Origin of the sequence: Streptomyces sp. NPDC001822, assembly GCF_042892135.1 — a bacterium.
GTDB lineage: Bacteria > Actinomycetota > Actinomycetes > Streptomycetales > Streptomycetaceae > Streptomyces.
Window position 1 is genome coordinate 203204 of record NZ_JBIATW010000010.1, and the last position, 15497, is coordinate 218700.

Sequence of the window (15497 nt, forward strand, 5' to 3'; positions counted from 1 at the left end):
CCGGCGCAGACCTTCGCGGAGAACGGCCTCGGCGTACGCATCGCGGGGCAGGACTTCACACCGCAGCAGATCAAGGCGATGGACGACGCGTGGAACGCCAAGAGCGACGCGGACAAGCAGGCGGCCCTGGGCTCCGGCAAGATGAACGACCCCAAGAGCGCGATGGAATACCTGGGAGTGAAGTGACCGCCGAAGCCGACGGGACGCCGTTGCTGCCACACGTGCTGCAGGCCTACCCGTACCCCTGGGACAACGCCTTCATCTGGACGTCGGAGAAGGAGGACGAGGAGACCCTCGCCTACGCGCGGGCGGTGCTGGAGGCCTGCCTGCCGCCCCGACCGCTCGCCGAACCCGAGCCACCGGAGGAGGTGGCGGTGCACGACTCGTCCGAGGGCGGCTATCCGGAGTGGACGGAGATCCGCGCCGTGCTGCGGGAGCGCATGCCGTACGCACGGCACGTGACGGCCGAGCGCATGGCCGACGCCGAGGCCGAGTGCGAGCGCCGGGGGCTGACCACGACGGACTTCGAGGCCCTCTGGACCCGCCGCATCACGGCCTGGATCGCCGAGCAGACGCTGTACTGGTGCGGCCTCATGGTCGACGACGAGGCCGCCCTGACACCGTGGCTGATGGACCTCGCGGAACGGTACGCCGAACGCGGGACGGCGGCCGCGAAGGCGGTCGGGGCACTCACCTGCACCAGGTCGGTCCCGGAGAGCCGCGCGGCACTGGCGAGGCTCGCCGCGCACGAGGGCCTGCCTGCGGAGATCCGCGAACTGCTCGGGGACGGGCGAAGCTGAGAGCCGCGCGCGCGGTGGCGTCCGGGCCGCGGGTGCAGCGGTCGTCATACCCCTGAACGCCTGCGACTCCGCGGCGGATTTCTTCGACCTGCAACGCGCGCGGCGGCGTGGTTCTGCTCATGGTGGGCATCCGGGTTGTGCGGCGGTCGCCGTGGTAGTGGGAAGCCCGGCATCAGCACTCGACGGGCCCTCCGGCGTTGACCGACCACAGCCCGCGACCGGCTGGCGCACCGCCCCAGGTATGCGACGACCGCTCACGTTCGCGTCTGTTGGTGCCGATCACTGAGGCCGGCGGGGGCGCCGCTTGCGCTCAGGTGACCGACCGCCAGTGGGACATGTTCTCGAAGTGCACGTCGTAGCGGTCCTGCTCAGGAATGAGCGAGTCGAGTTCGGCCTCACCGCGGCTGATGGCGGCCAGTTTCTCGAAGTAACCGAACCGCTCGATGCCGGGGCTGAGAACGACGAACACATCGGCCTCCTCGCCGTCGGCCGCCCCGAAGACGTGGGGCAGGCCGGGCGGGATGACCACCAAGCCGCCCTTGCCCACTGTCGTCAGAGTGTCGCCGAGGCGGAAGAGCATCGTCCCGCCGAGCACGTAGAAGGCTTCGTGGGACAGCTTGTGGTGGTGCGGAGGCGCGCCGTCGGCGCCGGTCTTGAGCGTGAGACGACTGGCGCTGACCGCCCCGCCATCGGCAAGCAATTCGAACGCCCCGTCCGACAGCGAGGCCCCGCCCGCCTCGCCGGGCTGTACGACGAGGGCGGCCCTGGTCTCGGCTTCCATGGCGACTCCTTCATGCGGCTCATCGCGCGGGAGTCCAGGGCGACCGGACCGCCCTGGCGCCCATGGCCGACCGGACGCGCCGGGGCTCCCCGGCAGGTCCGTGACCTGCTCATTCTATCGCCGGGACCCAGCCTTGTTCGAATCCAGGCAGCGGTGTGCGCGTCTCAGCTGTGGAGCAGATGTTCCCCGCACAGGCCGTCTGTGCGGCGCAGCGTCGCACAGACGGCCTGTGCGTGCTCAGTGGTCACCCGTGTGCGGGCGCACGGGGCGTGGCAGCGCCTGACGCCAGTCGCCCAGCGCCGTGAGGAGAAACTGGCGGGCGAGAGCACGGATGTCGTCCCACGCCGGATCTGTGGCGAGGGAGTTGCCCCAGAGGCCGACTCGGCAAGCGGCATCGATCTCGCCGAGGCGACGGCCGATGGCCCGGAGGTCACGCAGGTCCTCGGACCCGAAGGCTCCGCGCTCCGCGAGTCCTTCGGAGACGCGGCACAGCAGCTCCACCTCTTCGACGACGTCCTTCGTCTGCAGCTCACGCCCGCCCAGCCAGGCAAGCTGTTCCTGGGGGCCAGCTGCGAGGAGGGCGACAAATCGCATCGTCCATGTGCGCAGGTTCGAGTCACCGGGAGGGTTCACAGATGCAGGATCGCAGCAAATTGGCGGCGCTCCGGCAAGGCCCGTGACGTAGCCGCTGTGGCGGGTACGCAGCAGCGGTTCCCCGACGCCCAGCGATCGGCCTTGTCGGTTCCGGTGTAGGCGATCACCGGGTCTCGCTGGGCGGCAAGTACGGAGTCCAGCCCATGACGCTCCGGGTGCTTGAACCCGTGGAGAAGGATTCTGCTCCCTCAGTGCGACGCAGCCGAGGGGCTGCCGTCACCCACTACCGTCAACGCCCCCGCAGCGGATCGCTGCGGGGGCGTTCTGACTGGTGGGCGCGGACGGTTTCGAACCGCCGACATCTGCTTTGTAAGAGCAGCGCTCTACCCCTGAGCTACGCACCCGTGGATGAGCCAACAGGTTACATGGCCCGGGCCCCTGGGCGGCAATCCGGTTCTTCACCCCGCCCGCCGCCCGAGCCGGCCTCCGTACGAGCGCGGCACGAGCCCCCAGTACGAGCCCGGTACGAGCGCCGTACAAGCCCTCGGGGCGCCCGGGTACGGGGGCTACCCCCACCCCGGAGACGGTAGGCGTCCGGATCGTTCCGGGGGCGGTGCTCTCATACGGTGGAGCCACATCGGCGGCGCTCTCAGGGGGACTCGATCATGACCATCCGTACAAGGCGCACCAAGGCGCTCATGGCCGTCGGCGGGGCCGCGCTTCTCGTCACGGCGCTCAGCGGCTGCGGCAGTACGGACGCGGAGGATGCCCCCGCCGAGCACAAGTCCTTCGCGTTCGGCGGGAAGAGTCTCACCATCGACGCCCGCAACTCGACCCTGGAGCTCGTGCCCGCCGACGTCGACCGGATCGAGGTCACCCGCCGCGTCGACGGGTGGGTCTTCCTCGGCAGCGGTCCCGACCCCGTGTGGAAGCTCGACGGGGACAAGCTGACGCTCGACGTGAAGTGCAGCGCGATGATCAGCGACTGCGAGGCGCGGCACGAGATCAAGGTGCCGCGCGGGGTGGCCCTCTCCGTCGAGGGCGACAACGGCAGAGTCACCGCGGCGGGCTTCGCGACGCGGCTGAAGATCTCCGCCGACAACGGCGGTGTCACCGTGAAGGACGCGTCCGGGCCGCTGGAGCTGCGGAGCGACAACGGGGCCGTGGTGGCCGAGCGGGTCTCGGGCGGCTCCGTGGTCGCGCGCGCCGACAACGGGTCGATCCAGCTCGGCTTCTCCTCCGTGCCGGAACTTGTCGACACCGTCAGTGACAACGGGAGCATCGACATCGACCTCCCCGGGGGGACGGACACGTACGCGGTGTCCGCACGGGCCGACAACGGTGCCGTCTCCGTGAAGGTGCCCCGCAGCGACAGCAGCCGGCACGTGGTGAAGGCGCGCAGCGACAACGGTGAAGTCACCGTCCGAAGCGCGAACTAACCGGCCCCTGTGTTCGTCCTTACTGGTGCGAGAATGAACCGGGCGGGGCGGATCGGCACGGGAGAGGGATGTGACGGCGACACACACGCGGCCGCAGGCGAAAGCGAGTGTTGGTCCCGCCGTGAGGGATGTCCTGATGCTGGCGCTGCTGCCGGTTGCGCTGATCGCCGCGGCCCTGCCGGGCGCTTTCGCCGGCGGGGGGACCCGGCGGTGGTTCGGGGGCCGCGGGGAGAATCAGCGTGCCGACGCCCAGGCGGCGAAGGACGCGGCGGCCTCCGCCTTCTACGAGCTCGACACCGCCCAGCGTGATCTCCAGATCTCGATCGAGACGATCACCGCCGTCGACAGTTCGCCCCGGGCCCGCAAGGCGGCGGAGGATTTCGCGGCTCTGGGGCGCCGGATCGACGAGGTCAGCCACACCTACATCACCGCCGTGGACGCGCACGACCTCGACCGGGACGATCTGGAGCCCTCGGCCGCGGCCGGCGCGAGGACCCAGCTGACCCGCGCCAAGGACGAGCTGGTGCGGGTGAAGGGCGAGCTGGACCGCTTCGCCGAAGGGCTCGGGACGCTGCTCAACAGCGCGGAGACCCAGCTTGCGCGTCTGGCCCCGGCGGTGGAGCGGGCCCGTCAGGCTTTGCTCGCCGCGAGTGACGCCCTGGACGCCGTACGCGCCTCGGGACTGCGTGCGGATGATCTGGCCGCCCGCCTGGCCGCCCTCGCCCCGGAGCTGACGAAGCTCAATCAGGGCGCCGGGCGGCACGGCGTCACCGAAACGCTTCAGCGCGCGGACCAGGTGCTGCGCGATGCCGAGGCCGTGCGCGCGGAAGCGGACCGCCTCCCGGAGCACGCCGCGGAGATCGACCGCAGACTCGTGTCCCTGCGCACCCGCGCCCAGGCGCTGACGACCCGCTCCGGGCAGGTCGAGCCGGTGCTCAGCGAGCTCCGGAGGCGCTTCTCCGCGGCCTGCTGGCAGGACCTGCAGCCGGTTCCCGAGCAGGCGGCGGTCAATGTCCGGCAGGCGGAGGCGAAGCTGGCCGAGGCCGCCGAGGCGCGTTCCGAGCAGCGCTGGGCGGATGCGACGTCCCGGCTCAGCACGGTCCGGGCTCTGCTCAACTCGACGGACGAGGCCGTGTCCGCCGCCGGTGACCGGTTGCGGCGGCTCGACGCGGTGGCCAAGAATCCCCAGGCCGAGATCGACCGCACCCGGTTCGCCCTGAGGGACGCCCAGCGCCTGGCCATGACCGGGCGCAACACGCCAGATCCGCGCCATGCCCGTCCACTGGACGATGCCGTGGCCCGGCTGGAGCGGGCCGTCACCGGTCTGGAGGGACGCCATCCCGACTACTGGCACTTCCTGACCGAGACCGAGGCGGTCCGGCAGACGGCGACCCGCGTGGTCTCCGCGATCCGAGAGGACCTGGGCGGCGGCGCCTGACCCGCGCCTCCCCGGGATCCGCCCAGGTCCGCCACCGGCCGCGACCGTCCGATTTGTCCGCAGCCGCGGGTGGGCCGACCCTGGAAGTACGCAGCGGCTCCCGCTGACGCGTTCCGGTGGCCGCACGCGGCCTGAAGGAGGCCGTCATGGCCACACACGTCCTGCACTCCGCCGGCCGGCGCCACAAGGCCATCCGGCTCGACGAACACCTGCCCGTCGATCACCGGCTGAGCCGGTTCTACCGGGTGGGTGCCGGGCTGATGGGCCTCGTCCTCGTCGTCTTCGGCATCCTGGGTCTGATCGACCGTATCGGCTTCTTCGACACCGGCGGGGACACGGTGGCCGGGCTCAACACCAACGGCACGCTGAGCGTCCTGTCCATCTGTATCGGGCTGCTGCTGTTCGGCGGGATGGTGATCGGCGGGAACCTCGCGTCGACCCTGAACATGATCGTGGGCATCGCCTTCGTCCTCAGCGGGTTCGTGAATCTGGCGCTTCTGGACACGGATGCGAACTTCCTCGCCTTTGAGATGCAGAACGTGATCTTCAGCTTCATCGTCGGGCTGCTGCTGATGACGTTCGGCATGTACGGGCGGGTCAGTGGCGGGCTGCCCCACGACAATCCGTACTGGCGGGCCCGACACCCCGAGCAGGCCGCGATCGAGCAGCGTCGCCGCACTCCGATGCCCGAGGTGACGAATGGTCCGAGGCTCTAATCTGGGGCCATGCCTCGTTACGAGTACCGCTGCCGCCCCTGCGGCGAGACGTTCGAAGTAAGTCGTCCGATGGCCGAGTCCTCCGCCCCGGCCTCATGCCCCGCCGGGCACGAGGACACCGTGAAGCTGCTCTCCGCCGTGGCCGTGGGCGGTTCGTCCGCCTCCGCCGCTCCCGCCCCGTCGGGCGGGGGCGGCGGAGGCGGCGGATGCTGCGGCGGCGGCTGCTGCGGCTGACCTCACCAGGACCGCAGGACACACCTGGACCGCAAGACACACCTGGACCACGGGGTGCGGGCAAGGACCACGGGGTGCGGGCGTGGCGCATGCCTGTCGGCCGACGCCGACGCCCGTACCCCGGGCCCATGCCCGTACCTCCGGGCCCATGCCCGTACCCGTTCCGATGCCCGTACTCGGTCCGGCACACGATCACACGGTCGATCGGGCCCCGGTCACTTCCGGCGTGACAGCGTCAGCCCGTCCGCGACGGTGAGCAGGACGCTTTCCATGCGGGTGTCGGCCGCCACGTGGTCGTTGAACTGCCTGATGGCCGCAGCCGCCCCGGTGGCCAGCGGGTCCGCGACGCGGCCGCCGTAGAGCACGTTGTCGGTGACGACGAGGCCGCCCGGGCGCAGCCTGGGGACGAGCTCCTCCCAGTACGGGATGTAGTTCTCCTTGTCCGCGTCGAGGTAGGCCATGTCGATGTGCAGTTCGGCCGGCATGGCCCGCAGCGTGTCGAGCGCGGGCGCGATCCGCAGGTCGATCCGGTCGGCGACGCCCGCCTTGCGCCACGCCTCCACGCCGTAGGCCGTCCACTCCTCGGAGATGTCGCAGGCGATCAGCTGCCCCCCGGGCGGCAGCGCCTGGGCCATCGACAGGGCCGAGAACCCGGTGAAGGTGCCGACCTCCACGATGTGGCGGGCTCCCGTCAGCCGGACGAGGAAGGCGAGCAGCGGCCCCTGTTCCTGCGCGGACTGCATGCGGGCGTGGCCGGGCAGGTCGGCGTAGGTGGTCTCGACAACCTCCCGCTGCACGGCGTCCAGCGGGGGGTTGTGGGCCAGCATGTAGGTGTACAGCTCGTCAGTGATCTTGGTTTCGTTGCCCTTGGTCATGTGCGTGTCCTCCGGTCGCGGCTCGTCCCGCCGCCGAGGGCCTGGTCCGGCCGACGGCTCGTCCAGCTTGCCGAACAGCGGTCCGTCGCGAGGTCAGCGACCCGTGCGCACCGGGTCCGAGGCGCGCAGGAAACGGCGCAGGATCTCCTCCCCCGCGGCGGCGCCCCGCTCCCGGAGTACTTCGGTGTTGGGCGCGCCCCAGCCGCTGTCGGCGAGTTCGCCGTGTCCCGGGCGCCAGGCGCGGTCGGCGGCGAGCAGCAGGTCGGCGTCCAGGAGCGAGTCTCCGGCGGCGAGGGTCGTCGTGGCTCCGCAGCGGCGGGCCACCTCGCGCATCGCGGCGCTCTTGGTGAGCGGCTTCGGCACGGCGTAGATCTTGCGGCCCTGGAGGGAGACGGTCCAGCCCTTGGGGTCGGCCCAGTCCGCCAGTTCCTTGACCCAGCCCTCGGGCAGCGCGCCCCGGTCGACGACCAGGTAGGCGAAGAGGTCCTCGGCGACCCGTTCCTTGAGCAGCCAGGAGGGGTGGCTCGTGGCCTGGAGGTGGGCGCGGACCTCGGCGAGTGAGGCGCATTCGTCGGCGAGCCGGCGGGTGACCCGCTCCTGCCATCCGGGGTCGGAGACGCCGTCGACGAGGATGTGGCCGCCGTTGGCACAGATGGCGTACCGGGGTGTGGGGCCGGGCAGGTGGATGCGGCCGTACTGCTCCCGGGTCCTGGTGGTGGTCGGCACGAACACCGTGGTGCGGGCCAGTTGGCCGATCAGTGCGGCGGCCGTCTCCGTCATGTAGGAGAGGGGCGCCCGGCCGTAGACCTCCACGCAGAGCAGGCGCGGTGCGCGCTCGTCCGGCATGTCGAGCTGGAGCGACGCCGCCGAGTAGATGAGTGTGCGGTCGAGGTCACTGGCGACCAGCGTGACGGGCGCACCCGGAGTGCCGGCCACTTCGCCGAACCCGTTGCTCGTCGCGGTCACTTCGCCGAACCCGTCACTCGTCCGGTTCACTTCGCCGCACCCGTTCCTCGTCCCGGTCACTTCGCCGTCACCGCCGTGCCGTCGGCGCCGGTCGCACCACGGGTGTACTTGGGGTGGATCAACCCGACGCAGGTGTAGGGGAGTTCGTCGACCTCCTCGACGGGTACGCCGCGCTGTTCGGCGAGCAGGCGTACGTGGTCGAGGTCGGCGCCGGCCCCTCGCTTCGCGAGGATCTTCCACGGGACGCGGCGCAGCAGCACCCGGGTCGTCTCGCCGACACCGGGCTTGACCAGGTTCACGTCGTGGATGCCGTACTCCTCGCTGATCCGCTCGACGGCGGCCCAGCCGTCCCAGGTGGGGGCGCGGTCCGCGCCGAGCATCTCCTTGGCCTCGGCGTCCACCGCGTCGGCGACCTCGTCGAAGCGGGCGACGACCTTGTCGATGAACAGGCTGGACACGTCGGAGTCCGCGAGCTCGCGGTAGAACTTCGCGCCGTGGAAGTCGTGCGGGCCCACCAGGTCGGAGCGCAGGACGGTACGGGAGATCAGCCCGGACACCGTGGAGTTGAGGCAGGCCGACGGGATGAGGAAGTCCTCGCGCGTGCCGTAGGTGCGGACGCAGCCCCCCGGGTCGGCCAGGACGGCGATCTCCGGGTTGAAGCCGCCGAACTCCTTCAGCGCCGCCGCGAGTTCGCGTGTGATGGCGCCCTTGCCCGTCCAGCCGTCGACGAAGACGACGTCGGCCGGGCCGTGGTGGGCGGCCAGCCAGCGCAGGGCGTTGGCGTCGATCCCGCGGCCCCGCACGATGGAGACGGCGTAGTGCGGCAGGTCGAGTCCGTGCCGGTGCCGCGCCCAGCGGCGCATCAGGACGCCGACGGGCGTGCCGGCCCGGGCGAGGGAGACGAGGACGGGGGTCCTGTCACCGGAACCCGGCCGGGAGGAGGGGGCTTCCGCGAGGATCGTCTCCGTGACCGTGCCGACGGCCCGGGCGATGCGGGCCGCCGAGGCGTCCAGGGCCGCCTTGAACAGCTCCTGGTACTGCGGGGTGGGCTGGTACTCGACGGGCAGCGACTCGGCGTAGTGCGCGCCACCGCTCTGGATGGCCTCCTCGCGCTCCTCGGTCGGGGCCTCCAGCGCGGTGTCCGAGAGGTCCTGGAGCAGCCAGCCGACGTCGTGCGCCGCGTAGGAGGAGAAGGCGGGGCCCCTGAGGGGTTCGGGCAGCATGGCGGCTTCCTGCCTGTGGGGGGTCGGCGGCGGGACGTACGAGGGAACCACCGCGAGCAGCACGCGGCCGGTGTGCCCGGCGAGCGTGGCCAGCAGTCCGCCGGGGGCGTGCAGGGCCTCGGTGTCCGCGACGGAGTCGACGACGGCGACGACGGCGTCGAAGCCGCCGTCCGCGACGTTGTAGGCGTAGCGGTCTCCGGGGCCGTCCGCCGGGTCGTCGTGGGCCGGGAAGACGAGACGGCTGCGGATCGCGTAGCCGGGGTCGTCCACGGCGAGGACGGGCGAGCGGGTGGTGGTGGAGTAGAGCACGTCGGCGGTGGTGGCGTCCTCCAGCGCGGTGCCGAGCCGCAGCGGCGCGTACATCAGCTCCTCGAAGCCGAGGACGAGCACGCGGCAGGCGTCGCCGAGCGCGTCGGCGATGCGTCCGGCCATGGCCGGCAGTGCAGCTTCCAGGGCCGCACGGTGGGCGGGGGTGAAGCCGTGGCGTCCGCCGTCGGGTACTCCGGCCGGCCAGTCGAGACCGACGCGCACGGGCGCGGGCGCGGTCCTCGGTGCGGGGGCCCCGGGTGCGGCCGGTCCGTTCTCGTGCTCGGCGACGAGGCTCCGGCCCTTGTCCAGGACATCGTCCGGGAGGAGGACCGTGCCCCGGGCGCGGGCGATCAGGTCGACGCGGGCGCCGATCTCGGCGGCGAACTCGGCGAGCCGCCCCCGGTCGGCCTCGGAGCGCATGTCGACCAGCGCCACGATGACGTAGCGGTCGCGCGGGAACCGCGCGTGCAGCGCCCGGATGGTGTTGAGCACGGTGTTGCCGGTGGAGAACTCGTCGTCGACCAGGACCAGCGGCGCACCCTCCCCGGTGTTCCCGAGCAGGCCGGGGTTCTCGGGCAGCAGCAGGTGGGAGGTGGCGTGGGAGTGCGCCTCCTCGAAGCCGCCGGCCTGCGGGACGCCGGCGACGGGCCGGCGCGTCGAGTGGAGGTACGGGGCGGTCCCGAGCCCGTCGGCCACGGCGTGCCCGAGTCCGGTCGCCGTCTCCGCGTAGCCGAGGACGACCGCGCGGCGGGCCTCCGCCTCACCGAGCAGGTGCCTCACCCGTTCGCCCAGCTCGAAGCCGGCCCCGTACACGACGGACGGCCGCTGGGGCACGTGCTTGCCCAGGACGTTCGACACGAGCAGATGGGCCCGCTTCGGGTTGCGGCGCAGGGCGAGGCCCAGCAGCTCCCGGAGTTCCCCGTCGCCGACGAGCTCGATTCCGAGCCGCTCCGCGACCCAGTTGCCCGACCACTCCACGTCCACTGCGTCTTCTTCCGGTATGTGCACGGCTTCTTCCGGTGTGTGCTCGGCCATGTCCGTGATCAGTCCGTCGCGCCCGCGGCGAGGAGCTCCACGAACCCGACGTCCTCCCGCGCCACGCCGAAGACCTCGGCCCGCTGCAGGGTCCGTTCCGCCCAGGCGCGGTGCGGCTTCACTTCGTTCATCTTGTTCGTGTACGCGGAGCGCAGCACCCCGCCGCCGCCCCGCTCGGGCCGCAGGATGTCCTGGGCGTCGCTGTACTCCTCGTGGCTGACGACGGACAGCGCGTGCACGGGCAGCACGTGTGAGGGGTGGATACAGGTCTTGCCGAGCAGTCCGTTGGCGCGGTCCAGCTCGATCTCGCGCAGCAGCCCGTCGAGGTCGTGTTCGATCAGGGCGGTGCGCAGCTTCTCGGCCTGTCCCACGAAGGGGCTGCGGCGCAGCTGGGGCTTGAACATCCGCTCCTGGAGCCGGAAGTACTCCCACACGGGCCCGGTGATGGTGAAGCCGGTGCCGTCCGCCCTGCCCAGGACGTTGACGACGTCGCCGATGACCGCGCCGACGATCTGGACGTCGTACGCCGTCATGTCGGGCGCGCGGCGCAGTCCGTAGGCGGAGCAGAAGTCGGTGACCCCGAGCCGCAGCGCGAGGACCCGCTCCCGGTACTTGTCGACGGTGCGCGCGATTCCCCGGAGGGTCTCGCTCCGGGTCTCCAGGTGCAGCAGCTCCGGGGATTCGAGGACGGGCATGGCGAAGAGCCGGTGTCCGCTGTCCGCCTCGGCCTCGGTGAGGGCTTCGAGGAACAGCTCGCCCCGCTCCTCCGTGAATTTCGGAAGTACGAATCCGGACAACAACCGGACGGAGCTGCCGAGCCGGCGTACGAGGTCGGAGATCTGCTGCGGCTCGCGGACCCTGATGAAGAGCAGGGGCACGTCGACGGCCCGCTCCTCGAGGTCGGCGAACTGCCGGACGAGGTTGGCCTCGGCACCCACCACTTCGGCGTCGTCGATGGAATCCTCCAGGCAGAGCACCATGGAGACCACGCCCCGGCTCACCTGTTTGACGACGTCGTCGGCGAGCCTGGGCCGTGTGGCAGGGCTGTAGAGAGTGGCTCCCAGGGCGGCGGACAGCACCTGGGCGGATGAGCCCGCGGTGAAAGCGCACGGCTCTCTGAAGAACAGGCCCTCTCGGACAGCGGGCGAGATGTGCCCGAAATGACGCATGTGTTTCCCCCGTACTGCCAGATAGACCGGACATCGTATGGCCGGTAATAGTACGTTCGGACAGGTGTCGCCGGTTCCCCGCGCATATGAACTTCGGGTAACCCCGGTGTATCCCGTACCCGCGCGGCGCGCCTTCGTGCCGCGTGCGGGCGCCGCCTGGCCTACTGGTTCGTACCCCCGCGTTGTCCGGGTGCCCCACCAGCAGGCAGGATGACCGCCATGACGCACGCGATGCTGAAGGGCTCGAACGTCCCTCTCGACGCCATGGCCGTACGGGCCGTGCTGCACTGGACCCCGGGCGCGGGCGTGCCGGACGTGGACGCCTCCGCACTTCTGCTCGGTTCCTCCGGTCGGGTGCGTTCCGACGAGGACTTCGTCTTCTACAACCAGCCGCGGCATCCCTCCGGCCTCGTGCGACGGCTGCCCAAGCGGAGCTCGCCCGAGGGCCTCACGGACACCATCGAGGCGGACCTCTCCGCCCTCGACCCGTCCGTGGACCAGGTGGTCATCGCGGCATCCTGCGACGAAGCCCCGTTCGAGAACGTCCGTGACCTGCGGATATCGCTGTACGACGCGGCGTCGGCGGACGGTGAGCCGCTCGCGGTCTTCGATGTGCGGGCCGAGACCGGTGAGGAGACGGCCGTCATCTGCGGCGAGCTCTACCGGCGCGGCGAGGGCTGGAAGTTCCGTGCGGTCGGCCAGGGCTACCCCACGGGCCTCGTCGGGCTGGCCACCGCGTTCGGCATCTCGGTGGACGAGGCCGGGGCGGCCGCCGAGCCGGGCGCCGGGACCTCCGCCGGAAGCGACGCGTCCGCGTCCGGCCGGACCCTGCCGGAGACCGCGCCCGAGGCCGACAGCCAGGCCACGGTGCAGCACCAGCAGCCGGCCTACGGCTACCCGCAGCCGGCCACGGCACCCCAGGGGGGCTCCTACGGCTACCCCCAGCCCTCCACGGCGGCCCAGCCCGCATACGGATACCCGCAGCCCGCCGCCCAGCCGGCGTACGGCTACCCCCAGCCCGCGGCGGCCGCCGCGCCCGCCGCCGACCCGAACTTCGTGCTGCCCCCGCAGGGCCCGCAGTTCCTCCGGTCCTGAACCGGCCCCGCGGGTGCCCTCGACGGTGCGCACTCAGGCCCGCGTCTTGTAGCCGCGCCCCCACTGCATACCGAAGCCGTACATGCGGTCCAGTTCCGACTGGAAGCCGTAGACGAACTTGACCTCGCGCCGCACCACCAGCTCGCCCTTGGTGTTGTCCACGGTGAACACCGCGCACGAGCGGGCCTGCGGGGCACGTTCGTCCAGCTCGATCTCGATGCGCGGGCCGTTGCCCGGGTAGAGCGTCACCTTCGCGTGTGTACGGTCGAAGGCCGGGGTCTGGTCGTAGATGTAGACGAAGAACAGCAGGCGCTTGATCTCGTCGCGCTTGTCCAGGTTCACGTAGACGGTCTCGCCCGACGGCGCCCCGAAGCGGTCGTCCCCGCTGAGCCGGATGTACGGCGCCGCGTTCAGGTCGCCGATGAGGTTGCCCAGCGGCTGCACCACACCCTTGGTACCGTCCGCGAGTTCGTACATGCAGCCCAGGTCCAGGTCGACGTTGACCATGCCCTGAGTGTGGGCCTGGACCACGTCGGGCTTGAAGAGCTTCAGCGGACGCAGCAGCCGGCCGCTCTGCCGCGACCTCCCCCCGATGTCCGAGGTACGCATGCGCCACGACAGGTTGACGCGCAGATTGCCCGACAGCGCGCCCTGCTTGATCAGCGAGACCGTCGCGTTGCGGCGGGAGAGCACGATGGAGTTCGTCGCGGAGCTACCCGACTCGAACTGCGCCGCGCGTCCCGGAAACAGGCCGTCCCAGAAGGCCATCCCAACCCCCATGCATCCGTAGTACTTCCCGACCCCCGTGCCCCGTACGGCCCGTGTGCCCCATACGCCACTGCGGGGCGGCCACCGGGCCGGTTCCGGGTGTTCCCGGAACCGCCGACATGGGCCGCCCCGCAGAGAGAGCGTTCCTCAATCCCTACCGGGTCACACCCCGGAGGAGACTTCCGCCTTGGAATCGGAGCCGCCGCCGTCGCCGCCGGCCGCAGCGATCGCCTTGTTGCGCCGGACCGAGGACCAGAAGGACCAGGCGATCAGGACGACGCCGACGAGACCGGTGATGATCTCGTTGATCTCGTACCGGATGGTGACGAGCAGGATGATCGACAGGGCGCCGATCGCGTAGTGCGCGCCGTGCTCCAGGTAGACGTAGTCGTCCAGGGTGCCCTGGCGCACCAGGTACACGGTGAGCGAACGGACGTACAGGGCGCCGATACCGAGGCCGAGGGCCATCAGCACGATCTCGTTGGTGATGGCGAAGGCGCCGATGACGCCGTCGAACGAGAAGGACGCGTCGAGGACCTCGAGGTAGAGGAACATGAAGAACGCGGCCTTGCCGGCCAGTGCCACCGCGGCGACCGGTTTCCCGGACCTCTTGGCCTCTTCCTCCGCCTCGTGCTCGCGCTCCTCCTCCTCTTCGAGCTTGTTCTCGAAGAATCCGGACAGACCGCCGACCACGAGATAGGTGATCAGACCGGCGACACCGGAGAGCAGCACGGTCGACGTCTTGTCGGCGTGCCCGCCACCGTGCTGGTGGGCCTGGGTCGCGAACGTGAGCGCGCTGACCAGCAGGACGATGAGCGCGACGCAGACCGACAGCATGTCGACCTTGCCGAGCTTCGCGAGCGGACGCTCGATCCAGCGCAGCCACTGGATGTCACGGTCCTCGAAGATGAAGTCGAGGAAGATCATGAGCAGGAACATGCCACCGAAGGCGGCGATCGACGGATGGGCGTCCGTGACCAGTTCCTTGTACCTGTCAGGGTCGTTGAACGAGAGGTCGACGGCCTCGATCGGACCCAGCTTGGCGCTGATGGCCACGATCACGACGGGGAAGACCAGCCGCATACCGAAGACTGCGATGAGGACACCGATGGTGAGGAAGATCCTCTGCCAGAAGGCATTCATCTTCTTCAGGATCCCGGCGTTGATCACCGCGTTGTCGAAGGACAGCGAGATCTCGAGGACCGACAGGATGGCGACGACGCCGAATGCCTGCCACCCCCCGTAGAACACCGCTGCGACCAGGCCGAGCGCGGTGAACGCGATCGACCAGCCGAAGGTTTTCAGAAGCACTGGCTACCCCATCGTGTATGTAACGGGTCTCCCCCGGTGATGTGCGGGGCTCCCCCGCGCCGTGCGCGGCTTTACGAAACGTTGACCCCGAAGTCTAGAGCGATGCCCCGGAGCCCTGACGCGTACCCCTGTCCCACTGCACGGAATTTCCACTCCCCGCCGTAGCGATAGAGCTCACCGAAGATCATCGCCGTCTCCGTCGAAGCGTCCTCGGTGAGGTCGTACCGTGCCAGTTCCTGACCGTCCGCCTGGTTCACCACGCGAATGAAGGCATTGCTGACCTGTCCGAAGGTCTGCCCACGATTGTCGGCTTCATGAATCGAGACCGGGAAGAGGATCTTGTCGCAGTGCGCGGGCACCTGCGTCAGGTTGACGATGACGGACTCGTCGTCGCCGTCACCCTCACCGGTGAGGTTGTCACCGGTGTGCTCGACGGAACCGTCGGGGCTGGTGAGGTTGTTGTAGAACACGAACCACTCGTCGCCGAGGACCCGGCCCGACTGGCACAGCAGCGCGCTGGCGTCGAGGTCGAAGTCGGCTCCCGTCGTGGATCGTGCGTCCCAGCCGAGCCCGACCAGCACCTGCGTGAGATTGGGTGCGGCCTTGGAGAGGGAGACATTGCCTCCCTTGGCGAGCGTGACGCCCATGGTGTGTCCTCCCCGAGTCGATGGACGGTCGTTCTGGCGGCAGGCGCCTGCCGGACGCGGGGCGCTCTGCCCAGAGCGTCCGGCGCCGCAGGTGGTG

At 70.5% G+C, this 15497-nt stretch carries 15 protein-coding genes and 1 tRNA gene; 6 read left to right on the forward strand and 10 right to left on the reverse strand.

What is annotated here, in order from left to right; genetic code table 11:
• The first annotated feature begins 182 nt into the window (after nucleotides 1–182).
• The gene (locus tag ACFYY2_RS23425; protein ID WP_388745921.1) at nucleotides 183–800 is read left to right on the forward strand and encodes a hypothetical protein; all 618 of its coding nucleotides are present in this window, start codon (nucleotides 183–185) and stop codon (nucleotides 798–800) included.
• 310 nt (nucleotides 801–1110) lie between these two features.
• Here ACFYY2_RS23425 and ACFYY2_RS23430 read toward each other — a convergent pair whose 3' ends face one another.
• From ACFYY2_RS23430 to ACFYY2_RS23440, 3 genes are all read right to left on the reverse strand, one after another.
• A complete protein-coding gene (locus tag ACFYY2_RS23430) occupies nucleotides 1111–1581 on the reverse strand; it encodes a cupin domain-containing protein (RefSeq protein ID WP_388745923.1) in 471 nt (156 codons plus the stop codon).
• 237 nt (nucleotides 1582–1818) lie between these two features.
• On the reverse strand, nucleotides 1819–2214 hold the full coding sequence (locus ACFYY2_RS23435; protein WP_388745925.1) for a hypothetical protein: 396 nt from the start codon (nucleotides 2212–2214) through the stop codon (nucleotides 1819–1821).
• 290 nt (nucleotides 2215–2504) lie between these two features.
• Nucleotides 2505–2579: transfer RNA gene (locus ACFYY2_RS23440), tRNA-Val, on the reverse strand.
• Nucleotides 2580–2840: 261 nt separating this feature from the next.
• Here ACFYY2_RS23440 and ACFYY2_RS23445 point away from each other — a divergent pair.
• The 4 genes from ACFYY2_RS23445 (at nucleotide 2841) to ACFYY2_RS23460 (ending at nucleotide 6002) form a co-directional block, all read left to right on the forward strand.
• Nucleotides 2841–3614, forward strand: coding sequence for a DUF4097 family beta strand repeat-containing protein (locus tag ACFYY2_RS23445; protein WP_388745927.1), 774 nt, complete (start codon nucleotides 2841–2843; stop codon nucleotides 3612–3614).
• A 70-nt stretch (nucleotides 3615–3684) separates the two neighbouring features.
• Nucleotides 3685–5052, forward strand: coding sequence for a hypothetical protein (locus ACFYY2_RS23450; RefSeq protein WP_388745929.1), 1368 nt, complete (start codon nucleotides 3685–3687; stop codon nucleotides 5050–5052).
• A 146-nt stretch (nucleotides 5053–5198) separates the two neighbouring features.
• Nucleotides 5199–5768: a DUF4383 domain-containing protein gene (locus tag ACFYY2_RS23455; protein WP_388745931.1), complete on the forward strand. Its 570-nt coding sequence runs from the start codon at nucleotides 5199–5201 to the stop codon at nucleotides 5766–5768.
• A gap of 9 nt (nucleotides 5769–5777) precedes the next feature.
• On the forward strand, nucleotides 5778–6002 hold the full coding sequence (locus ACFYY2_RS23460; RefSeq protein ID WP_388745933.1) for a zinc ribbon domain-containing protein: 225 nt from the start codon (nucleotides 5778–5780) through the stop codon (nucleotides 6000–6002).
• Between the two features lie 215 nt (nucleotides 6003–6217).
• Here ACFYY2_RS23460 and ACFYY2_RS23465 read toward each other — a convergent pair whose 3' ends face one another.
• From ACFYY2_RS23465 to ACFYY2_RS23480, 4 genes are all read right to left on the reverse strand, one after another.
• Nucleotides 6218–6877 (reverse strand): O-methyltransferase, encoded by a 660-nt coding sequence (locus ACFYY2_RS23465; protein WP_388745935.1) that lies wholly within the window; start codon nucleotides 6875–6877, stop codon nucleotides 6218–6220.
• A gap of 93 nt (nucleotides 6878–6970) precedes the next feature.
• Nucleotides 6971–7873, reverse strand: a complete 903-nt coding sequence (locus tag ACFYY2_RS23470; protein ID WP_388745937.1) for an HAD family hydrolase — start codon at nucleotides 7871–7873, stop codon at nucleotides 6971–6973.
• 26 nt (nucleotides 7874–7899) lie between these two features.
• Nucleotides 7900–10410 carry a phosphoribosyltransferase gene (locus ACFYY2_RS23475; RefSeq protein WP_388745939.1) on the reverse strand — a complete coding sequence of 837 codons (2511 nt, stop codon included), beginning with the start codon at nucleotides 10408–10410 and terminating at the stop codon, nucleotides 7900–7902.
• An 8-nt stretch (nucleotides 10411–10418) separates the two neighbouring features.
• Nucleotides 10419–11579, reverse strand: coding sequence for an HpcH/HpaI aldolase/citrate lyase family protein (locus tag ACFYY2_RS23480; RefSeq protein WP_388745941.1), 1161 nt, complete (start codon nucleotides 11577–11579; stop codon nucleotides 10419–10421).
• A 210-nt stretch (nucleotides 11580–11789) separates the two neighbouring features.
• Here ACFYY2_RS23480 and ACFYY2_RS23485 point away from each other — a divergent pair, with 210 nt between their 5' ends.
• A complete protein-coding gene (locus tag ACFYY2_RS23485) occupies nucleotides 11790–12674 on the forward strand; it encodes a TerD family protein (RefSeq protein WP_388745943.1) in 885 nt (294 codons plus the stop codon).
• A gap of 33 nt (nucleotides 12675–12707) precedes the next feature.
• Here ACFYY2_RS23485 and ACFYY2_RS23490 read toward each other — a convergent pair whose 3' ends face one another.
• From ACFYY2_RS23490 to ACFYY2_RS23500, 3 genes are all read right to left on the reverse strand, one after another.
• The gene (locus ACFYY2_RS23490; RefSeq protein ID WP_388746074.1) at nucleotides 12708–13442 is read right to left on the reverse strand and encodes a Tellurium resistance; all 735 of its coding nucleotides are present in this window, start codon (nucleotides 13440–13442) and stop codon (nucleotides 12708–12710) included.
• Between the two features lie 162 nt (nucleotides 13443–13604).
• Nucleotides 13605–14753 carry a DUF475 domain-containing protein gene (locus tag ACFYY2_RS23495; protein ID WP_329036960.1) on the reverse strand — a complete coding sequence of 383 codons (1149 nt, stop codon included), beginning with the start codon at nucleotides 14751–14753 and terminating at the stop codon, nucleotides 13605–13607.
• A gap of 71 nt (nucleotides 14754–14824) precedes the next feature.
• A complete protein-coding gene (locus ACFYY2_RS23500) occupies nucleotides 14825–15400 on the reverse strand; it encodes a TerD family protein (RefSeq protein WP_014156474.1) in 576 nt (191 codons plus the stop codon).
• Between the last annotated feature and the right edge of the window lie 97 nt (nucleotides 15401–15497).

Coding starts and splice junctions, on each gene's coding strand:
- ACFYY2_RS23430 (WP_388745923.1), bottom strand. CDS start 1,581: ATGGAAGCCGAGACCAGGGCCGCCCTCGTCGTACAGCCCGGCGAGGCG.
- ACFYY2_RS23445 (WP_388745927.1), top strand. CDS start 2,841: ATGACCATCCGTACAAGGCGCACCAAGGCGCTCATGGCCGTCGGCGGG.
- ACFYY2_RS23455 (WP_388745931.1), top strand. CDS start 5,199: ATGGCCACACACGTCCTGCACTCCGCCGGCCGGCGCCACAAGGCCATC.
- ACFYY2_RS23460 (WP_388745933.1), top strand. CDS start 5,778: ATGCCTCGTTACGAGTACCGCTGCCGCCCCTGCGGCGAGACGTTCGAA.
- ACFYY2_RS23465 (WP_388745935.1), bottom strand. CDS start 6,877: ATGACCAAGGGCAACGAAACCAAGATCACTGACGAGCTGTACACCTAC.
- ACFYY2_RS23475 (WP_388745939.1), bottom strand. CDS start 10,410: ATGGCCGAGCACACACCGGAAGAAGCCGTGCACATACCGGAAGAAGAC.
- ACFYY2_RS23480 (WP_388745941.1), bottom strand. CDS start 11,579: ATGCGTCATTTCGGGCACATCTCGCCCGCTGTCCGAGAGGGCCTGTTC.
- ACFYY2_RS23485 (WP_388745943.1), top strand. CDS start 11,790: ATGACCGCCATGACGCACGCGATGCTGAAGGGCTCGAACGTCCCTCTC.
- ACFYY2_RS23490 (WP_388746074.1), bottom strand. CDS start 13,442: ATGGCCTTCTGGGACGGCCTGTTTCCGGGACGCGCGGCGCAGTTCGAG.
- ACFYY2_RS23500 (WP_014156474.1), bottom strand. CDS start 15,400: ATGGGCGTCACGCTCGCCAAGGGAGGCAATGTCTCCCTCTCCAAGGCC.